Source organism: Streptomyces sp. NPDC050085 (genome assembly GCF_044460595.1).
Taxonomy (GTDB): domain Bacteria; phylum Actinomycetota; class Actinomycetes; order Streptomycetales; family Streptomycetaceae; genus Streptomyces.
Window position 1 is genome coordinate 82,841 of the sequence record NZ_JBITJZ010000019.1, and the last position, 17,930, is coordinate 100,770.

Sequence of the window (17,930 nt, forward strand, 5' to 3'; positions counted from 1 at the left end):
GCCCGTTCCGTGGTGCACGAGGCCGCCGTCAGCCGGGAGAAGGGGATCGTCGTCCCCGCCGACCGGGACGCGGAGGCCGCCCGGATCGCCACCGTCATGCTGCGCACCGCGATCGGCGCGCACCTGGGTACGGCCGCCGTCGCGGTCCTCGCCGCCTGGGCCACCGGGCGCGCGGCGGGCTACTGGCTCGCGGGCTGCTCTCTCCTGAGCACCCTGTTCCGGCCCGCGGGCGCCTATTTCGGTGCGCTGCTGCACCGGCTGCGGGTGCTCTCCACCGAGGTGCGCCATCCGCGCGACGACGTCGTCGAGGTGCGCGCCGCACTCGCCGAACTGCGCAGGACCACGGCGATCCAGGAGAGCAGGACCGAGGAGACGTACCGCGACGTGGGCCGGGTGCGCACCGCCATCGACGCCGTCGGCCTGTCCGCGCACGAGCGGGCGGACCGGACGGACCGCCGCGTCGAACTGATGGGCCGCGAGTTCGAGTCGGTCGTCGACCGGCTGACGGACAACCGGGAGATCATCAGCGGGCTCCACGCGTTCCTGCGGCTGCTGCGCTCCGACCCGGCAGGCACGTGACGAAAGTCCCGCGGACCCGGGTCTCTTGCCCTGCGGTGCACAGACTTCGCTTATCTACCGTTGACGCGACAACCCACCGCACTTTCCTCCGGAGTTCCGTCATGCCCAGCAAGCTCAAGGTTCTCGGTGCCGTCGGCGCCGTCACGGTGATCGCCGCCGCCACGGCCGCCTGCGGGCCCGGCGACAAGGAGGGCGCCGGCGCCAAGGTGAGCTCGGCGTTCACGAAGCTCGGCGAGGAGAAGAGCATCGGCGCGACGCTCACCTTCGACGGCAGCGCCGACCAGATCTACGCCGCGATGAAGGGCGAGAAGGACTTCAAGAGGGCCGACGCGCAGATGCTCGCCGACCTGAAGGCGTCGGCCGGTGTCGCCTACGACCGGCCGCTCAAGGACGTGCGGAACGACAGCGAGGCGAAGGGCCTGTCGCTCGCCGTCAGCAGCAAGGGCACGAACGTCCTGGAAGTCCGCGGCGTCGGCAAGCAGCTCTACATACGCTTCGACCTCAAGCAGGTCATGGCGCTGGGCGAGGCCTCCGCCAAGGAGAAGAAGGAGATCCAGGAGTTCCTCGACAGCGCGGACGGCATGCCCGCGCCGGTCCGCGCCGCGCTCAACGGCAGCTGGGTCCGCATGGACCAGAAGGAGTTCGAGGAGTTCGCCAAGGAGACGGGCACCGACTCGCAGCTGCCGGACAGCTCGTCGCTGGACGCCAAGGCCCAGCGCAAGGTGATCGAATCCCTGCAGAAGACCCTCACCGAGGACGCCACGTACAAGGACGCGGGCAGCAAGGACGGCGTCGACCACGTCACGGTCACCGTCCCGGCGAAGAAGGCCGCCGAGAGCGTCGAGTCGACGCTCGAGTCGCTGAAGCAGAAGGACGGCTTCAAGGCCTCGGACGTCCCCGACAAGGACGTGAACATCGACGTCGCCATCAAGGACGGCAAGATCTCCGCCCTCGCCCTCGACCTGAGCGACCTCGCCGAGGACACGAAGGGCAAGCTCCCCGCCACCATCGCCCTGAACGACGGCGCCGACGCCGTCGCCGCCCCCAAGGGCGCACAGAAGCTCGGCGTCTCCGACCTGATGGGCGCGTTCATGTACGCCGCGATGCAGGGCGGCGACCTCCAGTAGGACCCGGACCCGCGCACGGAAACGGTTGAGGGCGGCGGCACCGCATCGGTGCCGCCGCCCTCAACCACGTACAGGAAGCGCTAGACCGTCAGCCCCCGCACCAGCAGGTCCAGCAGCGCGCACACGAAGAGCGCGATCCCGATGAACCCGTTGACCTGGAAGAACGCCCGGTTCAGGCGGCTGAGGTCATGCGGCTTGACGATGCTGTGCTCGTACACGAAAGCGCCCGCGACGATCACCAGACCGACCCAGAAGAACGTCCCGGCGTCGGTGACCACCGCGTACCAGACGAACAGCGCCGTCGTGATGAAGTGGCAGACGCGCGCGCCCCAGATCGCGCCCGGGATGCCGAAGCGCGCCGGCACCGACTTCACACCGACCTCGCGGTCCGTCTCCACGTCCTGGCACGCGTAGATCAGGTCGAAGCCGCCGATCCAGACGCCGACCGCGAGGCCGAGGATCACCGCGGTCCACGACCACTCGCCCGTGATCGCGATCCACGCGCCGATCGGGCCCATCGCCTGGGCGAGACCGAGGATGGCCTGCGGGAAGTTCGTGAACCGCTTGCCGTACGGGTAGACGACCATCGGGATCACCGCGATGGGCGCCAGCGCCAGGCAGAGCGGATTCAGGAGCGCGGCCGCGCCGAGGAAGATGACGAGCGCGATCAGCGCGCCGGTCCACGCCGACTTCACGGACACCGCGCCCGTGACGAGTTCGCGGTGCGCGGTGCGCGGGTTGCGGGCGTCGATCTCGCGGTCGATGATCCGGTTGGCCGCCATCGCGAACGTGCGCAGGCCCACCATGCAGATGGTGACCAGGAGCAGCCGGCCCCAGTGGATGTTGCTGTCCCACTCGAACATCGCGGTCAGCGCCGCGATGTAGGCGAAGGGCAGCGCGAAGACGGAGTGCTCGATCATCACCAGGCGCAGGAACGCCTTGGTCCGTCCCGGCTGCGGGAGGACTCCTTCAGCTGCGCTCACAGTCCGTACTCCGGTTCACCCCCGCGTCGGCGGGGAAACCCCGTCTCCGCGCTGGACCTCATCTTGCGGACAGGCATCACAGCCCGTACTCCTTCCAGCGCTTTGTCACCCGTTCGTGTGTCGCGGGATCGGAGACGACCATCTCGGGCCAGCCGCCGTCCCGCGTGTAGCCCTCCTCGGGCCACTTCTTCGTCGCGTCGATGCCCGCCTTGCCGCCCCAGAACTGCTGGTAGGAGGCGTGGTCGAGGTGGTCGACCGGCCCCTCGGCCACGGTCAGGTCGCGGGCGTAGTCCGTGTTCCCGAGGGCCCGCCACGACACTTCATGAAGGTCGTGCACGTCGCAATCGGAGTCGACGACGACGATCAGCTTGGTCAGCGACATCATGTGCGCGCCCCAGATGGCACTCATCACCTTCTGGGCGTGCTTCGGGTACTTCTTGTCGATCGAGACGATCGCACAGTTGTGGAAGCCGCCCGACTCCGGCAGGTGGTAGTCGACGATGTCCGGGACGATCACCTTGAGCAGCGGCAGGAAGAAGCGCTCCGTGGCCCTGCCCAGCGGCCCGTCCTCGGTCGGCGGCCGCCCGACGACGATGGACTGGAGCAGCGGGCGGCGCCGCATCGTCACACAGTCGATCTTCAGCGCGGGGAAGGGTTCCTGCGGCGTGTAGAACCCGGTGTGGTCGCCGAAGGGGCCCTCGGGCAGCATCTCGCCCGGCTCCAGCCAGCCCTCGATGACGACCTCGGCGTGCGCCGGAACCTGCAGCGGAACCGTCTTGCAGTCGACCATCTCGACGCGCTTGCCCTGGATGAACCCGGCCAGCATGTACTCGTCCATGTCGCCCGGCAGCGGGGCCGTCGACGCGTACGTGACGGCGGGCGGGCAGCCGAAGGCGATCGCGACGGGCAGCTTCTCGCCGCGCTTGGCGGCCACCTGGTAGTGGTTGCGGCTGTCCTTGTGGATCTGCCAGTGCATGCCGATGGTGCGCTTGTCGTGGCGCTGCAGGCGGTAGAGCCCGAGGTTGCGCACGCCGGACTCCGGGTCCTTGGTGTGCGTGAGCCCCAGGTTGAAGAAGGAGCCGCCGTCCTCGGGCCAGGTGAACAGCGCGGGCAGCTGCTCCAGGTCGACGTCGTCGCCGGTGAGGACGACCTCCTGGACGGGCGCGTGGTCGGACTTCACCTTCTTCGGCGGTACGTGGGTCATCGCGCCGAGCTTGCCGAACGCCTCGCGGATGCCGACGAAGCCGTGCGGCAGCTCCGGCTTGAGCAGGCCGCCGATCTTCTCGCTGATGTCGTCGTACGACTTCAGGCCGAGGGCCTTCAGGAGGCGCCGGTCGGTCCCGTACACGTTCATCGCGAGGGGCATCGCCGAGCCCTTCACGTTCTCGAAGAGCAGGGCGGGACCGCCCGCCTTGTTGACGCGGTCGACGATCTCACCGACCTCCAGGTACGGGTCGACCTCGGCCTTGATGCGCTTGAGGTCGCCCTCGCGCTCCAGTGCCCTCAGCAGGGAGCGAAGATCGTCGTAAGCCATGCGTTCCAGTTTGTCATCCGCGGTGGGAGATCTTGCCGCGGGCCGGGGAGACGCACCCTCAGGCCCCGGCCGCGCACAGGGCGGCGGCCCGGCGGGCGTTCGTGCCGTGCACGTTGTCGACGTCGCTGCCGTACAGCAGGGACGAACAGGAACCAGCCCGCGTACGCGCAGCACAGCCCCGCCGCGATCAACAGCCCGGTGCCCCGTGCCCGTTCCCGCTAACCTGTGCGCGTCATCTTGCAAGGGGGTTGCCCGGTCGTGCTCAGGTATCTGCCGTTTCTGTTGGTCCTGGCGTTGTGGATCTACGCCTTCATCGACTGCCTCAACACTCCCGAGGAGGAGGTGCGCGGCCTGCCCAAGGTGGTCTGGGTGCTCATCATCCTGTTCTTCGGCGAGGTGCTCATCGGCCCGATCGCCTGGCTGGCGGCGGGCAGGCGGCGGCACGCGCCCGCCGGGGGCGCCACGCCCTCCGAGTGGCACCGCAACCACCGCACGCAGTACGTCGCACCGGACGACAACCCCGAGTTCCTGGCCTCCCTCAAGGAGGACAACAAGAAGGACGAGGCGCTCCTCAAGGACTGGGAGGCCGATCTGCGCCGCCGCGAGGAGGAGCTGCGCCGGCGCGAGAGCGGCGAGCAGGGCACCGACTGAGCGACCCCGGGGGCGAGGGACCTAGGGCCCTCAAAACGCGGGATGCCTGTAGCGCACACTGGAACGGAACGCCCACCTCCGCCCCGCTCCCCGTGAAGGCCCCTTTCCCTGTGCTCCCCGTGTCCAGACCCCCGCATGCCCAGGCGCCCGATGTCGCCACCGGTCCCGAGAAGCTGATCGCCGTCGAGGAGCACGGGGCCGAGCCCGTACCCGCCGGGCGGCGCCACGGCAGTCCCCGTCAGCTGCTGTGGACGTGGGCCTCGCCGCAGGTCGGGTTCGCGACCGTGTTCATCGGCGTGCTGTCCGTCTCCGCGTTCGGCCTGAGCTTCTGGCAGGCGGCCGCCGCCCTGGTGCTCGGCGCGGGCCTCGGCTCCCTGGCGCACGGGCTGCTGTCGACGGACGGACCCCGGTTCGGCGTCCCGCAGATGGTGATCGGGCGGCTGTCGTTCGGGTACCGGGGCAATGCCCTGCCGTCCGGGGTCAACGCCCTGGTGGCGGGCGTCGGCTGGTTCGCCGTGAACAGCGTCGGCGGCGCCTTCGCGCTCAATTCGCTGACCGGCCTTCCGCCGCTGCCCAGCCTGCTGATCCTGGTCGTCCTCGAGATCGTCATCGGATACGTGGGCCACGACCTGGTGCACCGCTTCGAGCGGTACGCGTTCCCGGTCCTGGCCGCGGTGTTCCTGCTCGCCGGGGTGTGGATCTTCAAGGGCGCCGCCCTCGAAGGGTCCGGATCCGGCGGTGGGTTCGGCGGGTTCATGCTCGCCTTCAGCGCCGTCTTCGGCTTCACGGCGGGCTGGAACCCGTGCGCCGCCGACTACGCCCGCTATCTGCCCGCGGACACCTCCCGCCGGGCCACCGCCTGGTACGCGGGGCTCGGCCTGTTCGTGTCGGTCGCCGTCGTCTCGGTGATCGGCGCGGCCTCCGCCACCCTCGCCGCCCCCGCCGGGGCCAGCCCGACCGACGCCTTCACCGGTCACCTGCCGGACTGGCTCGGCAACCTGACCCTCGTCGCGATCATCCTGGGCGCGATGGCCGCCGCCACCCTGAACGTCTACTCGGCGGCCGTCTCCATCTCCTCGCTCGACCTGAAGCTGCCTTCGTGGCTGAACCGTGCGGCCCTCGTCGCGGCCGTCGGCGTCGTCGGCACCGTCGCCGGCTGGGCCTCGCTCGCCGACGCGGGCCACGCCTTCGAGAACTTCCTGCTCGTGATCGCGTACTGGATCGCACCCTGGCTCGGCGTCGTCCTCATGGAGCACTGGCTGCGCGCCCTGCCCGACGACGCGCTCGCCGCCCGCCTCCAGGACCGCACGTTCGGCAACCCCGCGGGGCTGATCGCGCTGCTCGTCGGCGTCGCGGTGTCGGTGCCGCTGTTCTCCAACCAGACCGTGTTCGTCGGCTGGGTACCGTCGCAGTGGCCGGGTGTCGGCGATCTGACCTGCCCGGTCGGCTTCGCGGTCGGTGCCCTGCTGTACGCGCTGCTCGGGCGGCGCGACCGTATCAACTCCCGTGTGTAGAAAGGCTCGTACGTCATGGAACTCGATCTCGCCCGCACCTGGCTCGCCACCGCCGTCGAGGAGGCGAAGGCAGGTCTCGCCGAGGGCGGCATCCCGATCGGCGGCGCCCTGTACTCCGCCGACGGCTTGGTCCTCGGCCGCGGCCACAACCGGCGCGTGCAGGACGACGACCCGTCCGTGCACGGCGAGACGGACGCGTTCCGCAACGCCGGGCGGCAGCGCACGTACAAGGGCACCACGATGGTGACGACGCTCAGCCCCTGCTGGTACTGCTCGGGCCTGGTGCGCCAGTTCGGCATCTCGCGCGTCATCATCGGCGAGGCCCGCACCTTCCACGGCGGGCACGACTGGCTGGCCGAGCACGGCGTCGAGATCGTGCTGCTCGACGACCCCGAGTGCGTCGGCATGATGGAGGACTTCATCGCCGCCAAGCCGGAGCTGTGGCACGAAGACATCGGGGACATCGGCGAGTAGCCCGGCCGCTGGACAGCCCCCTACAGGTTGTACGTCGTCACGCCCCCTGAAGCGGACAGTGCGCCCCTGTGCGGCGGCCGCGCGCGCCCGGACACTCAGGGGGCATGACGACCCTCTCCCCCGAAGCCGGCGCCGGCTCCTCCCCTCCCGCACCGTCGTACGGCGACAAGGTCATCGCCGTCGAGACCGCCGGGTCCGAGCCGATCCCCGACGCCGAACGGCACGGCGGGCCACGGCAGTTGCTGTGGACGTGGGCCTCGCCGAACATCGAGTTCGCCACGGTCTACATCGGCGTGATCGCCGTCCTCTTCTTCGGGCTCAGCTTCTGGCAGGCCGCGGCCGCCCTGCTCCTCGGCACCGCGCTCGGCTCGCTGACGCAAGGGCTGCTCTCTCTCGACGGGCCGCGGTTCGGCGTCCCGCAGATGGTGATCGGGCGCCTCGCCTTCGGGTACCAGGGCAACGCCCTGCCGTCGGCGGTCAACGCCCTGGTGGCGGGCGTCGGCTGGTTCGCCGTGAACAGCGTCAGCGCCGCCTTCGCCCTCAATACGCTGACGGGCCTGCGGCCACTGCCCTCGCTGCTCCTGGTCGTCGTGGCCGAGGTCGCGATCGGCTTCATCGGGCACAACTTCGTGCACGCCTTCGAGAAGTACGCGTTCCCGGCCCTCGCCCTCGTCTTCCTGCTGGCCGGGGTGTGGACCGTCGGCAAGGCGGACCTGTCGGCACCCGGCGGCGGGGGCGGGATCGGCGGGTTCCTGCTGGCGTTCAGTTCGGCGTGGGGGTACGCGGCCGGCTGGAACCCGGGCGCATCCGACTACTCGCGCTACCTCCCGCGCACGGCCAACCGGCTGCGCACCGCGCTGTATCCGGCACTCGGCCTCTTCCTCTCCGTCTCCGTGGTCTCGCTGATCGGGGCGGCGTCGGCGACGATCGCGGCCCCCGCGGGCGCGACGCCGACGGCGGCCTTCACCGGTCATCTCCCGTCCTGGCTGGGCCACTTGACGCTGGTCGCGATCATCCTGGGCGCGGTCTCGGCGAACGCCCTGAACATCTACTCGTCCGCGATGTCGGTCACCGCGCTCGGCCTGCGGCTGCCGCGCTGGCTGGGCCGCAGCGCGCTCGTGGTGGTCTCGGGCGCGGCGGGGACGGCGGCGGCCTGGTCGTCGCTGGCCGACGCGGGGCATGCGTACGAGGCTTTCCTGCTGGTGATCGCGTACTGGATCGGGCCGTGGCTGGGCGTGGTGCTGGTGGAGCGGTGGCGGTCGGCGCGCGTCGGCGAGGGCGAGCTCGCCGGGCGGCTCGCGAACCCCGCCTTCACCAACTGGCCAGGATTCACTGCCCTGTTGGTGGGCATCGCGGTCTCCGTGCCGCTCTTCTCGAACCAGGAGAAGTACGTGGGCTGGGCGCCCGAGCGGTGGCCTTCACTGGGCGATGTGACGTGCGTGGCCGGGTTCCTGGTGAGCGCGGTGGTGTACGCGATCGCTTGCCGGGTGTTCGCTTCGCGTCGTACAGTCTGACGCATCAGGTGTTCGCTCCACAGCGAACACTCGCGTCTGTGGAGGTGTGCGCCATGCGTGCGGTGCGATTCGGCGAGTACGGCGGTCCCGAGGTCCTGGCGACGGTGGACGTCGAGGTCCCCGAGCCGGGGCCCGGGCAGGTGGCGATCGACGTCGCGTACGTCGGGGTGAACTTCGCCGACCTCAAGGCGCGCTCCGAGGGATACCGGGTGACCGCGCTCCCCTTCGTCCCCGGCCTGGAGGTGTCGGGCCGCATTCGCGCCCTGGGAGCGGGAGTCGAGGGCTTCGCCGTCGGCCAGGAAGTGGCCGCGCTCACCGAGGGCGGGGCGTACGCGGAGGTCGTCGTGGCCGACGCCGTCACGGTCTTCCCGCTGCCCGCCGGGCTCACCCTGCGTACCGCCGCGACACTGCCGACCGTGCTGCCGACGGCGTACGCGCTGCTGCACTCGGTGGGGCGGCTGCAAGCCGGTGAGAGCGTGCTGGTCCAGGGCGCGGCGGGCGGAGTCGGCACGGTGGCCGGGCAGTTGGCACGGGCCGCCGGTGCGGGACGCGTCATCGGGGTCGTGTCGAGCGCGGCCAAGGCGGAGTACGCGCGCAAGTACGGCTACGACGACGTGGTCCTGACGGACGGATTCGGCTCTGCCGTACGGGAGTTGACCGGCGGCCGCGGCGTGGACCTCGCCCTCGACCCGGTCGGCGGCGAGGTCCTGCGCGAGACGCTCGGCGCGCTCACGGTGTTCGGCCGGCTCGTCTCCTTCGGCAACGCCTCGTCGGCCCCGGCCTGGCAGGTGGGCCAGCCCGAGCTGTATCCGACGGCGCTCTCGGTGGGCGGCTTCTCCATCCTCACGCTGGCGAGGACCGCGCCCCGGGAGCTGCGGGCGCTGGCCGAGCGGGCCTTCGCCGTACCGGGGATCGAGCTGCCGGTCACGGGCGAGTTCGCCCTGTCGGACGCGGCCGAGGCGCACCGGGCGATCGAGTCGCGCACCAGCACGGGCAAGCTGCTGCTGCGGGTGGCGGAGTAACCGCCAAAACCCCCGGCCGCGGAGGCATCCCCCTCCCCCGCGGCCGCGAGTCCGGCCGGCCGGCGAGCGGTCCCCCGTGCCGCTCGGCCCGGGCCGGAATGATCAGTGTGACGCCCCGCAGTGCGGAACTGGAGTACTTTTCTAGAAATCCACTCCAGAAATTCACTGCGGAAACCACGAACGGAAGCAGGCGTTCTGCGCCCGGTTCCAGACGGGCAGTCACCTTGAGCCCCAAGCAGCAACGCGGCGCGGAGACCTCCGACCGCCTCCTCGACGCCGCCCTGCGCGTGTACGCCGACACCGGCGAGCAGGGTGTCACCGTCCACGCCCTGACGCAGGCGAGCGGGGCCAGTCCGGGCAGCCTGTACCACCACTTCGGCAGCGTGGACGGGCTGATGAACGAGTTGCTGATGCGCTGGCTCGGCCGCCTGCTGGGCGAGTTGGGCCCGTGCCTGGCGCCCGCCCGCACCGCCTGCGCCGGCATCCGTGCGCTCACCCGGGCGTATCTGGCGTTCATCACGGAGCACCCGGACGCGGCCCGGCTGCTGCACTCCTCGCGCGCCGACCGGCTGACGATGGCGCAGGCACAGCAGTTGCGGGACGCGCAGGAGGCCCGGCTCTCACCGCTGACCGGCTGGCTCAGGCACCACGTCGCCTCCGGTGAACTGGCCGCGCTGCCCGAGCCGTTGCTCGAGTCGATGATCCTCGGCCCGGTCATCGCAGTCGCCCGCAGCTGGCTCGCCGGGGTCCGTGACATCGACCTCGATCAGGCCGCACGGGTCCTGCCCGAGAGGATCTGGCGCTCCGTCGCCGCCTGAGCGGGCCCGGCCCGCACGATCCGCTGGGCGCAGGCCGCGGTGAGCAGGCCCCCGAGCAGGTCCGGGTCGCCGACCTCGACCCCGAGCAGCGACTCGATCCGCTCCAGGCGCTGGTAGAGCGACTGCCGGCCGATGTGCAGGAGCGCGGCGGTGCGCGTGGGGCTGCAGCCGTGCCGCAGATGCACCTCCAGGGTGTGCACGAGGTCGCTGCCGTGCGTGGCCTCCCAGGCCAGGAGCGGGCCGAGGGTGTCGCCGACGAGCCGGGTCAGACGCTCCCGGTTGGCCTCGACGCCGCCGCGCGTCAGCTCCCGCTCCAGGGCGAGGGCCCGCGCCGACGTCACCAACGGCCCTTCCCCGTACGGCGGTTCGGCCGGCGGCACGGTCAGGGCGAGGTCCAGTGTCGTACGGGCGGCGCGCAGGGTCTCGCTCCACCGCAGCCAGCCGTCGCCCGCGCCCACCGCATGGCCGACGGCGACGGTGAGGCCGGGCGACGACGGCACGGCAGTCGCCAGGAAGGCGTCCCGCACCGCCCGTACGGCGTCGCGTCCCGGCGGCGGCACGACCAGGGCGAGGACGTCGCCGGGGAACGCCGCGCGCAGGGCGGTGCGGCCCGCGACCCGGTCCACCGCCGCGAGCGCCGCACCGCGCGGGCCGTGCACGCAGACCCCGACGAGACGTGCGCCGGGGCCCGGACGGAACCCGGCCAGTGCCGAACGGGCCGCCACCGCGGGCTGGTTGAGGGCGGCCCGGCCCGCAAGGTCGGCGAGGAGCGCGGCGCCGTGGTCGGCGGCCCGGAGCGTCGCGGCCGCCGGGGAGGTCAGGCCGTGGGTCACGATCGCCCGGTTGGCCGCCTCCGCGATCCGCACGAACGGCACGACGCGCCGCAGCGCCACCAGCGGAAACCCCAACTCCCGGGCACTGTCGACCACTTCGGCAGGCATCCGCTCCAGGGACCGGCCCACCTCGACGGCCAGACCTGCCGCGCCCCGGGCCGTCAACTCCCGTACGTACCGGCGCAGCGCCCCCTCGTCGGCCCCCAGGAACGCGAACCCGTTGGTGAGGAGCAGCTCCCCGCCGTCCAGGAAGTTCGCCCCCTCGTACACCTCACTGGAGTGCACCCAGCGCACGGGACCGTCCAACGCACCTTCCCCCGCGAGGAGTTCGGGCGAGGCATCGCCGACGACGTCGAGGGCCAGGATCTCGCGGAGCGTGAGCGCAGACACAGAGCCTCCTTGGGGCCTGTCCGGCGCGGCGGACATTCCGTCGGGGTGCGGGCTGCCCGGAGAGTACGGTGCGCACGTTGCCCCGGTGTTTCCTCGGCCCGAGAGTGGACGCATGACCTCCTCCCCCGGCCCCTCCCCCTCCGCTCCCTCCGCCCCCTCCGCCCCCTCCTCGGCTGCCGCGGCCCCCGGCACGCCGCGCATCCCCACCATCGACCTGCGGCCGTGGCTGTCCGGCGACCCGGTGGCCCGCGCCGAGATCGCCGGGGCCGTCGACTCGGCGCTGCAGACCGCCGGGTTCCTGCTGGTCACGGGCCACGGCGTGGACCCGGCGCTGCGGACCGGGATCAGGGACGCGGCCCGCGCCTTCTTCCGGCAGCCGCCGTCCGTGAAGGAGCCGTACGCGGTGCAGGTGGGCGGCCGCGGCTGGCTCGGCCCCGGCGCCGAGGCCAACGGGTACGCGGAGGGCACCGAGACGCCGCCCGACCTGAAGGAGTCCCTCTCCTTCGCCACCGCCACGGCGTTCGACGACCCGGCGGTGCACGCCGAGTGGTCGGGGCAGAACGTCTTCCCCGCCGAATCACCCGAGCTGCGCGAGCTCGTGGAGACGTACCTCGCCCACATGCAGGCGCTCTCCGACCAGTTGCTGGAACTCCTCGCGGTGGCCCTGAACGAACCCGCCGACTTCTTCACCCGCCACACCGCGCACCCCACGTGGGGCTTCAACATCAACTGGTACCCGGGAACGGAGGTCGTCGGCGAGCCGGAGCCGGGCCAGTTCCGCATCGGCCCGCACACCGACTTCGGGACGGTCACCGTCCTCGACCGGCAGGCGGGCAAGGGCGGCCTGCAGGTCTTCACCGACCCGAAGGAAGGGGGCGGCGGCTGGGAGGACGCGCCGTTCGACCCGGAGGCGTTCACCATCAACATCGGTGACCTGATGGCCCGTTGGACCGGCGACCGCTGGCGCTCGGGCCGCCACCGGGTCCTGCCGCCCCCGGCGGACGCACCCACCGAGGAACTGATGTCGCTCGTCTACTTCTACGAGTGCGACCCGCGTACGACGGTCACGCCGCTGCCCGCACCGAAGGGCAGGGTCGCGTACGAACCCGTCGACTCGCACGTCTATCTGCGGGGGAAGCTGGACGCGATCACCGTGCCCCAGGGCGCGGAGACCTCCTAGGGCGTGTCGCCCGAGTGGTCGACGACGGCGCGCTCGAGGATCGCCGTGCCGCGCAGGGCGTCGCCCACGCCGGTCGCGTCGCACGCGTCCTTGCGGGGGGAACCGTCGAGCAGGCTCTCCCCGAGGAACCTGCGGTCCGCCTTGTCGAAGACGAGGACCTCGCGGTCACCGCCGGACGTCCCCATCGCCACACCGACTCCGGGGCGCCCCGCGACGTCGTGGACCGTGTCGACGAGGGTGACCCCGTCGAAGCGGGCGAGCGCCGCGTACACCGCGCCCTCGACCTTCGGCACGAGGAGTTCGGCGTCCAGGAGCCGGGCGGCCTTGTCGAAGCCGTCGCGCTCGCTGCCCGTCCCGCCGCCGCTCGCACCGGTCAGCCACCGGTACATGCCGTCCGCGTCGGTCGGCAACTGCTGCGTGGCCCGGAAGGAGAGCGGCAGTCCCGAACCCGCGGCCCGGTCGTTCGCGGTGGAGGGGGCGCTCCCCGCGTCCTGCGCGATGCTCTGGCTCCTGCCGTCCACGGACTCCCACCACGCCTGATCGCCGTACGGAGAGGACTCGTCGGTGGCGGCGCAGCCCGCGACGCGGCGAGCAGGGTCCATCTTCCAGTGGTACTCCTTGAGTTCGGTGTAGATCCACGCGCTGTCCTTGACGGCGTACGGCTTCTGCGTCGCGGAGAACCGGGACAGGCTCCGCAGGAACTCCCCCGCGGGCTTCTCGCTCGCGCTGCTCGCCGGGACCGGCGCCTGCTCAAGCCGCCCGCCGTCCCGGGTCACGGCAAGGCCGACCACGACGGCGACGGACAGGGCGGCGGCCGCGACGGGGGTCAGCACGGCGGGGCGCAGCCAGGGCCTACGGCGGGCCTCCTCCTGCCGGGGCCGGATCTCGCGCAACAGGTGCTCCTTGCGGGCGTGTTGGCGGCCCGGCGGGAGGTCGCGTTCGGGGGCCTGCGGGATGTCGCTCACGTGCGTCCCTCCTTGGGAGCCGGGGCGGGCCCGGCCGCGTACGGCGCGTCGCCCTTCACCTGTCCGCGCCCGGCGGCGAGTTCCGCGGCGAGCCGGGCGCGGGCCCGCGACAGGCGCGAGCGCACGGTGCCGACGGGGATGCCGAGCGCCTCGGCGGCGGCCGCGTAGTCGAGGCCGCCCCAGGCGCACAGGGCGAGCACCTCGCGGTCGGGGCGGCGCAGCCGGTCGACGGCGACGCGGACGGCCCGCAGGTACGCGGCGTCGTCGAGGCGGCCCGCGACGTCCCCGGCGATGTCGCACACGGGCTCGGGCGGCGCGAGGCGGGCCAGGGCGGCGGCGTGGCGGCGGGCCGCGCGCCGTGTGTTGCGGGTGACGTTCGTGGCGATGCCGAGCAGCCACGGGCGCAGCGAGCCACCGTCCGGGTCGGTCCGTGCGCGCAGCCGCCACGCCTCCAGGAACGTCAGCGAGACGACGTCCTCGGCGGCCGACCAGTCGCCGGTCAGGCGGAAGGCGTGGTTGTAGACGGCGCGTGCGTACGCGTCGAAGAGCTCGGCGAACGCGACCGCGTCACCGTCCCTGACCCGCGCCCGCAGCGCGTGCCCGTCCCCCTGGTTCGCCTCCACACCCTTCACCTGTCCGTACGACGAAGGCCGGTTCCCGTGACGTGCGTCACAGGAACCGGCCTTGGTGGTACGGCAGTCGGTGTCTCTTCGGTGTGCTGAGGTTCCTTTTCGGTGTCTCAGACCCCGGCGTAGGAGTGCTTGCCGGTCACGAAGATATTGACTCCGTAGTAGTTAAAGATCCAGCAGCCGAAGGCGATCAGCGCCAGGTAGGCGGCCTTGCGGCCCTTCCAGCCCGCGGTCGCCCGGGCGTGCAGGTAACAGGCATACGCGACCCAGGTGATGAACGACCAGGTCTCCTTGGGGTCCCAGCCCCAGTAGCGGCCCCAGGCGTCGCCGGCCCAGATGGCGCCCGCGATGATCGTGAACGTCCACAGCGGGAAGACCGCCGCGTTCACCCGGTAGGAGAACTTGTCCAGGGACTGCGAGGCGGGCAGCCGCTCCATGACGGAGGTGGCGAACTTGCCGGGCTGACCGCCGTTGGCCAGCTTGTTCTCGTACGAGTCCTTGAAGAGGTACAGGATCGTGCCGACCGCGCCCACGTAGAAGACCGCGCCGCAGAAGATCGCCGTCGAGACGTGGATGTACAGCCAGTACGAGTGAAGAGCGGGAACCAACTGGTCACTGGCGGTGTACAAGACAGTGACAGCGAGGCCGAGGTCGAGGAGGACCGTGGTGACCAGGGGGAGGCCGAGCCAGCGGACGTTCTTCTTCAGCGCGAGCAGGACGAGGAAGACACCGACGGCGACGGTGGAGAAGGTGATGTTGAACTCGTACATGTTGCCCCAGGGCGCGCGCTGCACGGACAGCGCACGCGTGAGGACACCGGCGAGCTCGATGAGGAAGGCGAGGACGGTCAGCGAGATGGCGATACGTCCGTAGAGGTCGCCCTGCTCGTCACCGCCGGAGGCCCCGGGCCCGTCCGGCACGTCGCGGGCGCCCGCGACGGCACGAGTGACGACCTTGGGCCGGTCCAGTACGGCGGTGCTGCCGTTCTTCTGCTTGACCTGGATCTTCACCGAGGAGGCTGCGGCGGCCTCGGCCTGCTCGCCCTTGCCGGTGAGGGCGGCGGCGGTGCGGCCGACCTTGCTGCGGCTGCCGAAGATCCACTCGGCCATGTTCGCGAAGAACGCCAGCAGGTACACGGCCATGGACGAGTAGATGAGGACGTTGCTGGTGTGCGCCAGGTTCTCGTTGGTTGCGGCGGCGAGATTCACTTCTCAGCCCCTTCGGCGGCAGGTACGGCTGTGGGTGGTTCGGAGGTCCCGGAGGTCCCGGAGGACTCTGAGGACTCGGGGGTTTCTGGGGCGCTGGGCGCCTGGAGGTGCAACTGGTCGACCAGGCGGCCCAGTTCTTCGGGGAGCTTCGCGGACTCGCTGCGGCCGAGGCCCGCGATCTCGACGACGGTGACCCCGTCGGGGCCCTCGGCGGCGCGCACCCAGACGCGGCGGCGCTGGATGAACAGGGAGCCGGCCAGACCGAAGATCGCGGCGACGGCACCGCCGAGCGCCCAGGTGTCACCGGGCTGGTGGGAGATCTGGAAGGTGACCCACTCGCTGATGTGCTTGTCGAAGGTGATGGAGCCCGCCCCGTTCGGCAGCTTCATCGTCTCGCCGGGCAGCAGGCGGGTCTTGAGGTCCTTGCCGTTGGCGTCCTTGAACGCCTTCATGTGGGAGGTGTCCAGTTGGTACACGTTCTGCGGCAGGCCCGCGTTCACGCCCAGGTCGCCGTGCGTCGCGTTGAGCGCGAGCACGGGGAAGTCGAGCGCGGGGAACTGGGAGAACATCGTGCCCTTGCCCGCGCCCGCGAAGGTCGGCACGAACCAGGCGCTGAAGCCGAGCTGTTCCTTCACGCCCTTGGCGTTGCGGTAGCCGTCCATCACCTTGATCGCGCCCTGCGACGAGATGTTGGAGTCGATCGGCAGCATCGGCACGGCCTGCTGCGAGACGACCTTGCCCTTGCCGTCGCGGACGGTGACGTTGACGGCGTAGCCGTGCCCGTTGAGGAAGATCTTGGTGCCGTCGATGTCCAGCGGGTGGTTGGACTCGATGGAGGTCTTCTTCTCCTGGCCGTCGGCGCCCTTGCTGTAGGTGACGTCGGCGCGGAAGGTGCGCGGGGTGCCCTTCTCGGGCCCGGTGCGCGCGTACGTCGCGGTGAACTTGTCGAGCGTGAAGCTGAACGGCGACAGGTCGCGGTCGCTGTCGAAGAGGTTGCCGGACTTGAAGTCGTCGTACTGCGTGAGCGTATTGGCGAAGCCGTCGCCCTCGACGACGAGCTTGCCCCCTTCGAACTTGAAGAGCTGCCCCCAGGCGAAGGCGATCAGCATCACGATCAGCGCCATGTGGAAGGCCAGGTTGCCGACCTCGCGCAGATAGCCCTTCTCGGCGGCGACCGCGTCCCCGGCGACGTGCGCGCGGTAGCGGCGCTTCTTCAGCGTCGCGAGCGCGGCGGTGCGCACCTGCTCGGGGTCGGCCTCGGTGCGCCAGGTCGCGTACGCGGGCAGGCGCGTCAGGCGCTTGGGGGCGCCCGGCGGACGGCCGCGCAGCTGGCCGACGAACTGCCAGGTGCGGGGCACGATGCAGCCGATGAGCGAGACGAACAGCAGGATGTAGATCGCGGAGAACCACACCGAGCCGTAGACGTGGAAGAGACCGAGCTTGTCGTAGAGCGGCGCGAGCGTGTCGTGCCGCTTGCGGAAGTCCTCGACCTTGAGCGGGTCCGTGCCGGACTGCGGGATCAGCGAGCCGGGGATGGCGCCGAGCGACAGCAGGAACAGCAGGATCAGGGCGACCCGCATGGACGTGAGCTGCCGCCAGAACCAGCGGACCCAGCCGATGACCCCGAGCTTGGGCAGGGTGGGGCCGCGGTCCTCCTCGGGGGCGGTGCTCAGCTGAGCCCCGGCCGCCTGCTCGGTGGAGTCCAGCTCCTCGGGGGCGTTCGTCTTGCTCATGGTCAGATTCCCACCTGGAAGCCGGTCGACCAGGTCTGCATCTGCCGCACGAGGGTGTCCCAGACACCTGTGAGCAGGAGGGCCCCGGTCAGGATCATCATGATGCCGCCGATGCGCATCACCCACGTGTAGTGCTGCTTGACCCAGGTGAACGCGCCGAGCGCCTTGCGGAAGGCGATCGCGGTGAGCACGAAGGGGACACCGAGGCCGAGGCAGTAGGCGACCGTCAGTATCGCGCCTCGTCCGGCTCCGCCCTGGGTCGAGGAGAGGCTCAGCACGGAGCCGAGGGTCGGGCCGATGCACGGCGTCCAGCCGATGCCGAACAGCGCACCGAGCAGCGGCGCCCCGACCAGTCCCGCGGCGGGCTTCTTGTGGAAGCGGAACTCGCGCTGGGTCATCCAGGGCATCAGCCCCATGAAGAAGATCCCCATGAGGACCATGAGCACGCCGAGCACCTTGGTCAGGGTGCTCTGGTGCTCCTGCAGCGTGGTCCCGAAGTAGCCGAACAGCGCGCCGCCGGAGACGAACACGGCGGTGAACCCGAGGACGAACAGGCCGGCACCGGCCGCCATCCGGCCGCGGCGCCGCTCCATCAGGTCCGTGCCGGTGACACCGGTGACGTAGGAGAGGTAGCCGGGGACGAGGGGCAGCACGCACGGCGAGAAGAAGGAGACCAGACCGCCGAGCACGGCGATCGGGATGGCCAGGATCAGCGCACCGTTGAACACGGTGCCCTCTATTCCGTCAGAGGCGAGGGTGACGAGTGTGGGGGGCAC

The 17,930-nt window shown here is 71.2% G+C and carries 17 protein-coding genes; 9 read left to right on the forward strand and 8 right to left on the reverse strand.

Going from position 1 to position 17,930, the window contains the following annotated elements; translation table 11 throughout:
- Positions 1–9: 9 nt before the first annotated feature.
- Positions 10–579: a hypothetical protein gene (locus tag ACIBUY_RS38850; protein WP_399155166.1), complete on the forward strand. Its 570-nt coding sequence runs from the start codon at positions 10–12 to the stop codon at positions 577–579.
- 101 nt (positions 580–680) lie between these two features.
- Positions 681–1,706, forward strand: coding sequence for a hypothetical protein (locus ACIBUY_RS38855; RefSeq protein WP_365580671.1), 1,026 nt, complete (start codon positions 681–683; stop codon positions 1,704–1,706).
- Positions 1,707–1,786: 80 nt separating this feature from the next.
- Here ACIBUY_RS38855 and mqnP read toward each other — a convergent pair whose 3' ends face one another.
- Both mqnP and ACIBUY_RS38865 read right to left on the reverse strand, forming a co-directional pair.
- Positions 1,787–2,689 (reverse strand): menaquinone biosynthesis prenyltransferase MqnP, encoded by a 903-nt coding sequence (gene mqnP, locus ACIBUY_RS38860; RefSeq protein WP_365571302.1) that lies wholly within the window; start codon positions 2,687–2,689, stop codon positions 1,787–1,789.
- A gap of 76 nt (positions 2,690–2,765) precedes the next feature.
- Complete coding sequence (locus ACIBUY_RS38865; protein WP_365571299.1) at positions 2,766–4,223, reverse strand: menaquinone biosynthesis decarboxylase; 1,458 nt, start codon at positions 4,221–4,223, stop codon at positions 2,766–2,768.
- A gap of 258 nt (positions 4,224–4,481) precedes the next feature.
- Here ACIBUY_RS38865 and ACIBUY_RS38870 point away from each other — a divergent pair, with 258 nt between their 5' ends.
- The 6 genes from ACIBUY_RS38870 (at position 4,482) to ACIBUY_RS38895 (ending at position 10,216) form a co-directional block, all read left to right on the forward strand.
- A complete protein-coding gene (locus tag ACIBUY_RS38870; protein ID WP_365571296.1) occupies positions 4,482–4,874 on the forward strand; it encodes a PLD nuclease N-terminal domain-containing protein in 393 nt (130 codons plus the stop codon).
- Between the two features lie 119 nt (positions 4,875–4,993).
- A complete protein-coding gene (locus tag ACIBUY_RS38875; RefSeq protein WP_399155167.1) occupies positions 4,994–6,388 on the forward strand; it encodes a purine-cytosine permease family protein in 1,395 nt (464 codons plus the stop codon).
- A gap of 15 nt (positions 6,389–6,403) precedes the next feature.
- Positions 6,404–6,862 carry a nucleoside deaminase gene (locus tag ACIBUY_RS38880; RefSeq protein ID WP_399155168.1) on the forward strand — a complete coding sequence of 153 codons (459 nt, stop codon included), beginning with the start codon at positions 6,404–6,406 and terminating at the stop codon, positions 6,860–6,862.
- Between the two features lie 104 nt (positions 6,863–6,966).
- Positions 6,967–8,376 (forward strand): purine-cytosine permease family protein, encoded by a 1,410-nt coding sequence (locus tag ACIBUY_RS38885; protein ID WP_399155169.1) that lies wholly within the window; start codon positions 6,967–6,969, stop codon positions 8,374–8,376.
- Positions 8,377–8,429: 53 nt separating this feature from the next.
- Positions 8,430–9,398 carry a zinc-binding dehydrogenase gene (locus ACIBUY_RS38890; protein ID WP_365571284.1) on the forward strand — a complete coding sequence of 323 codons (969 nt, stop codon included), beginning with the start codon at positions 8,430–8,432 and terminating at the stop codon, positions 9,396–9,398.
- 224 nt (positions 9,399–9,622) lie between these two features.
- Positions 9,623–10,216: a TetR/AcrR family transcriptional regulator gene (locus ACIBUY_RS38895; RefSeq protein WP_365571281.1), complete on the forward strand. Its 594-nt coding sequence runs from the start codon at positions 9,623–9,625 to the stop codon at positions 10,214–10,216.
- Here the strand turns inward: ACIBUY_RS38895 and ACIBUY_RS38900 are convergent.
- Positions 10,165–11,439: a PucR family transcriptional regulator gene (locus tag ACIBUY_RS38900; RefSeq protein WP_399155170.1), complete on the reverse strand. Its 1,275-nt coding sequence runs from the start codon at positions 11,437–11,439 to the stop codon at positions 10,165–10,167. The genes ACIBUY_RS38895 and ACIBUY_RS38900 overlap by 52 nt on opposite strands.
- Positions 11,440–11,551: 112 nt before the next feature.
- On the opposite strand from ACIBUY_RS38900, the gene ACIBUY_RS38905 reads away from it, so the two are divergent.
- The gene (locus ACIBUY_RS38905) at positions 11,552–12,619 is read left to right on the forward strand and encodes an isopenicillin N synthase family dioxygenase (RefSeq protein WP_399155171.1); all 1,068 of its coding nucleotides are present in this window, start codon (positions 11,552–11,554) and stop codon (positions 12,617–12,619) included.
- Here the strand turns inward: ACIBUY_RS38905 and ACIBUY_RS38910 are convergent.
- The 5 genes from ACIBUY_RS38910 to ACIBUY_RS38930 form a co-directional block, all read right to left on the reverse strand.
- Positions 12,616–13,584 carry a CU044_5270 family protein gene (locus ACIBUY_RS38910; RefSeq protein ID WP_399155172.1) on the reverse strand — a complete coding sequence of 323 codons (969 nt, stop codon included), beginning with the start codon at positions 13,582–13,584 and terminating at the stop codon, positions 12,616–12,618. The genes ACIBUY_RS38905 and ACIBUY_RS38910 overlap by 4 nt on opposite strands.
- Positions 13,581–14,207, reverse strand: a complete 627-nt coding sequence (locus ACIBUY_RS38915) for an RNA polymerase sigma factor (RefSeq protein ID WP_399155173.1) — start codon at positions 14,205–14,207, stop codon at positions 13,581–13,583. Before ACIBUY_RS38915 ends, ACIBUY_RS38910 begins: the two co-directional genes overlap by 4 nt.
- A gap of 116 nt (positions 14,208–14,323) precedes the next feature.
- Positions 14,324–15,421, reverse strand: a complete 1,098-nt coding sequence (ccsB, locus tag ACIBUY_RS38920) for a c-type cytochrome biogenesis protein CcsB (RefSeq protein WP_399155174.1) — start codon at positions 15,419–15,421, stop codon at positions 14,324–14,326.
- Positions 15,418–17,154 (reverse strand): cytochrome c biogenesis protein ResB, encoded by a 1,737-nt coding sequence (locus ACIBUY_RS38925; RefSeq protein ID WP_365571266.1) that lies wholly within the window; start codon positions 17,152–17,154, stop codon positions 15,418–15,420. Before ACIBUY_RS38925 ends, ccsB begins: the two co-directional genes overlap by 4 nt.
- A 2-nt stretch (positions 17,155–17,156) precedes the next feature.
- Positions 17,157–17,930, reverse strand: a complete 774-nt coding sequence (locus ACIBUY_RS38930; RefSeq protein ID WP_399155175.1) for a cytochrome c biogenesis CcdA family protein — start codon at positions 17,928–17,930, stop codon at positions 17,157–17,159.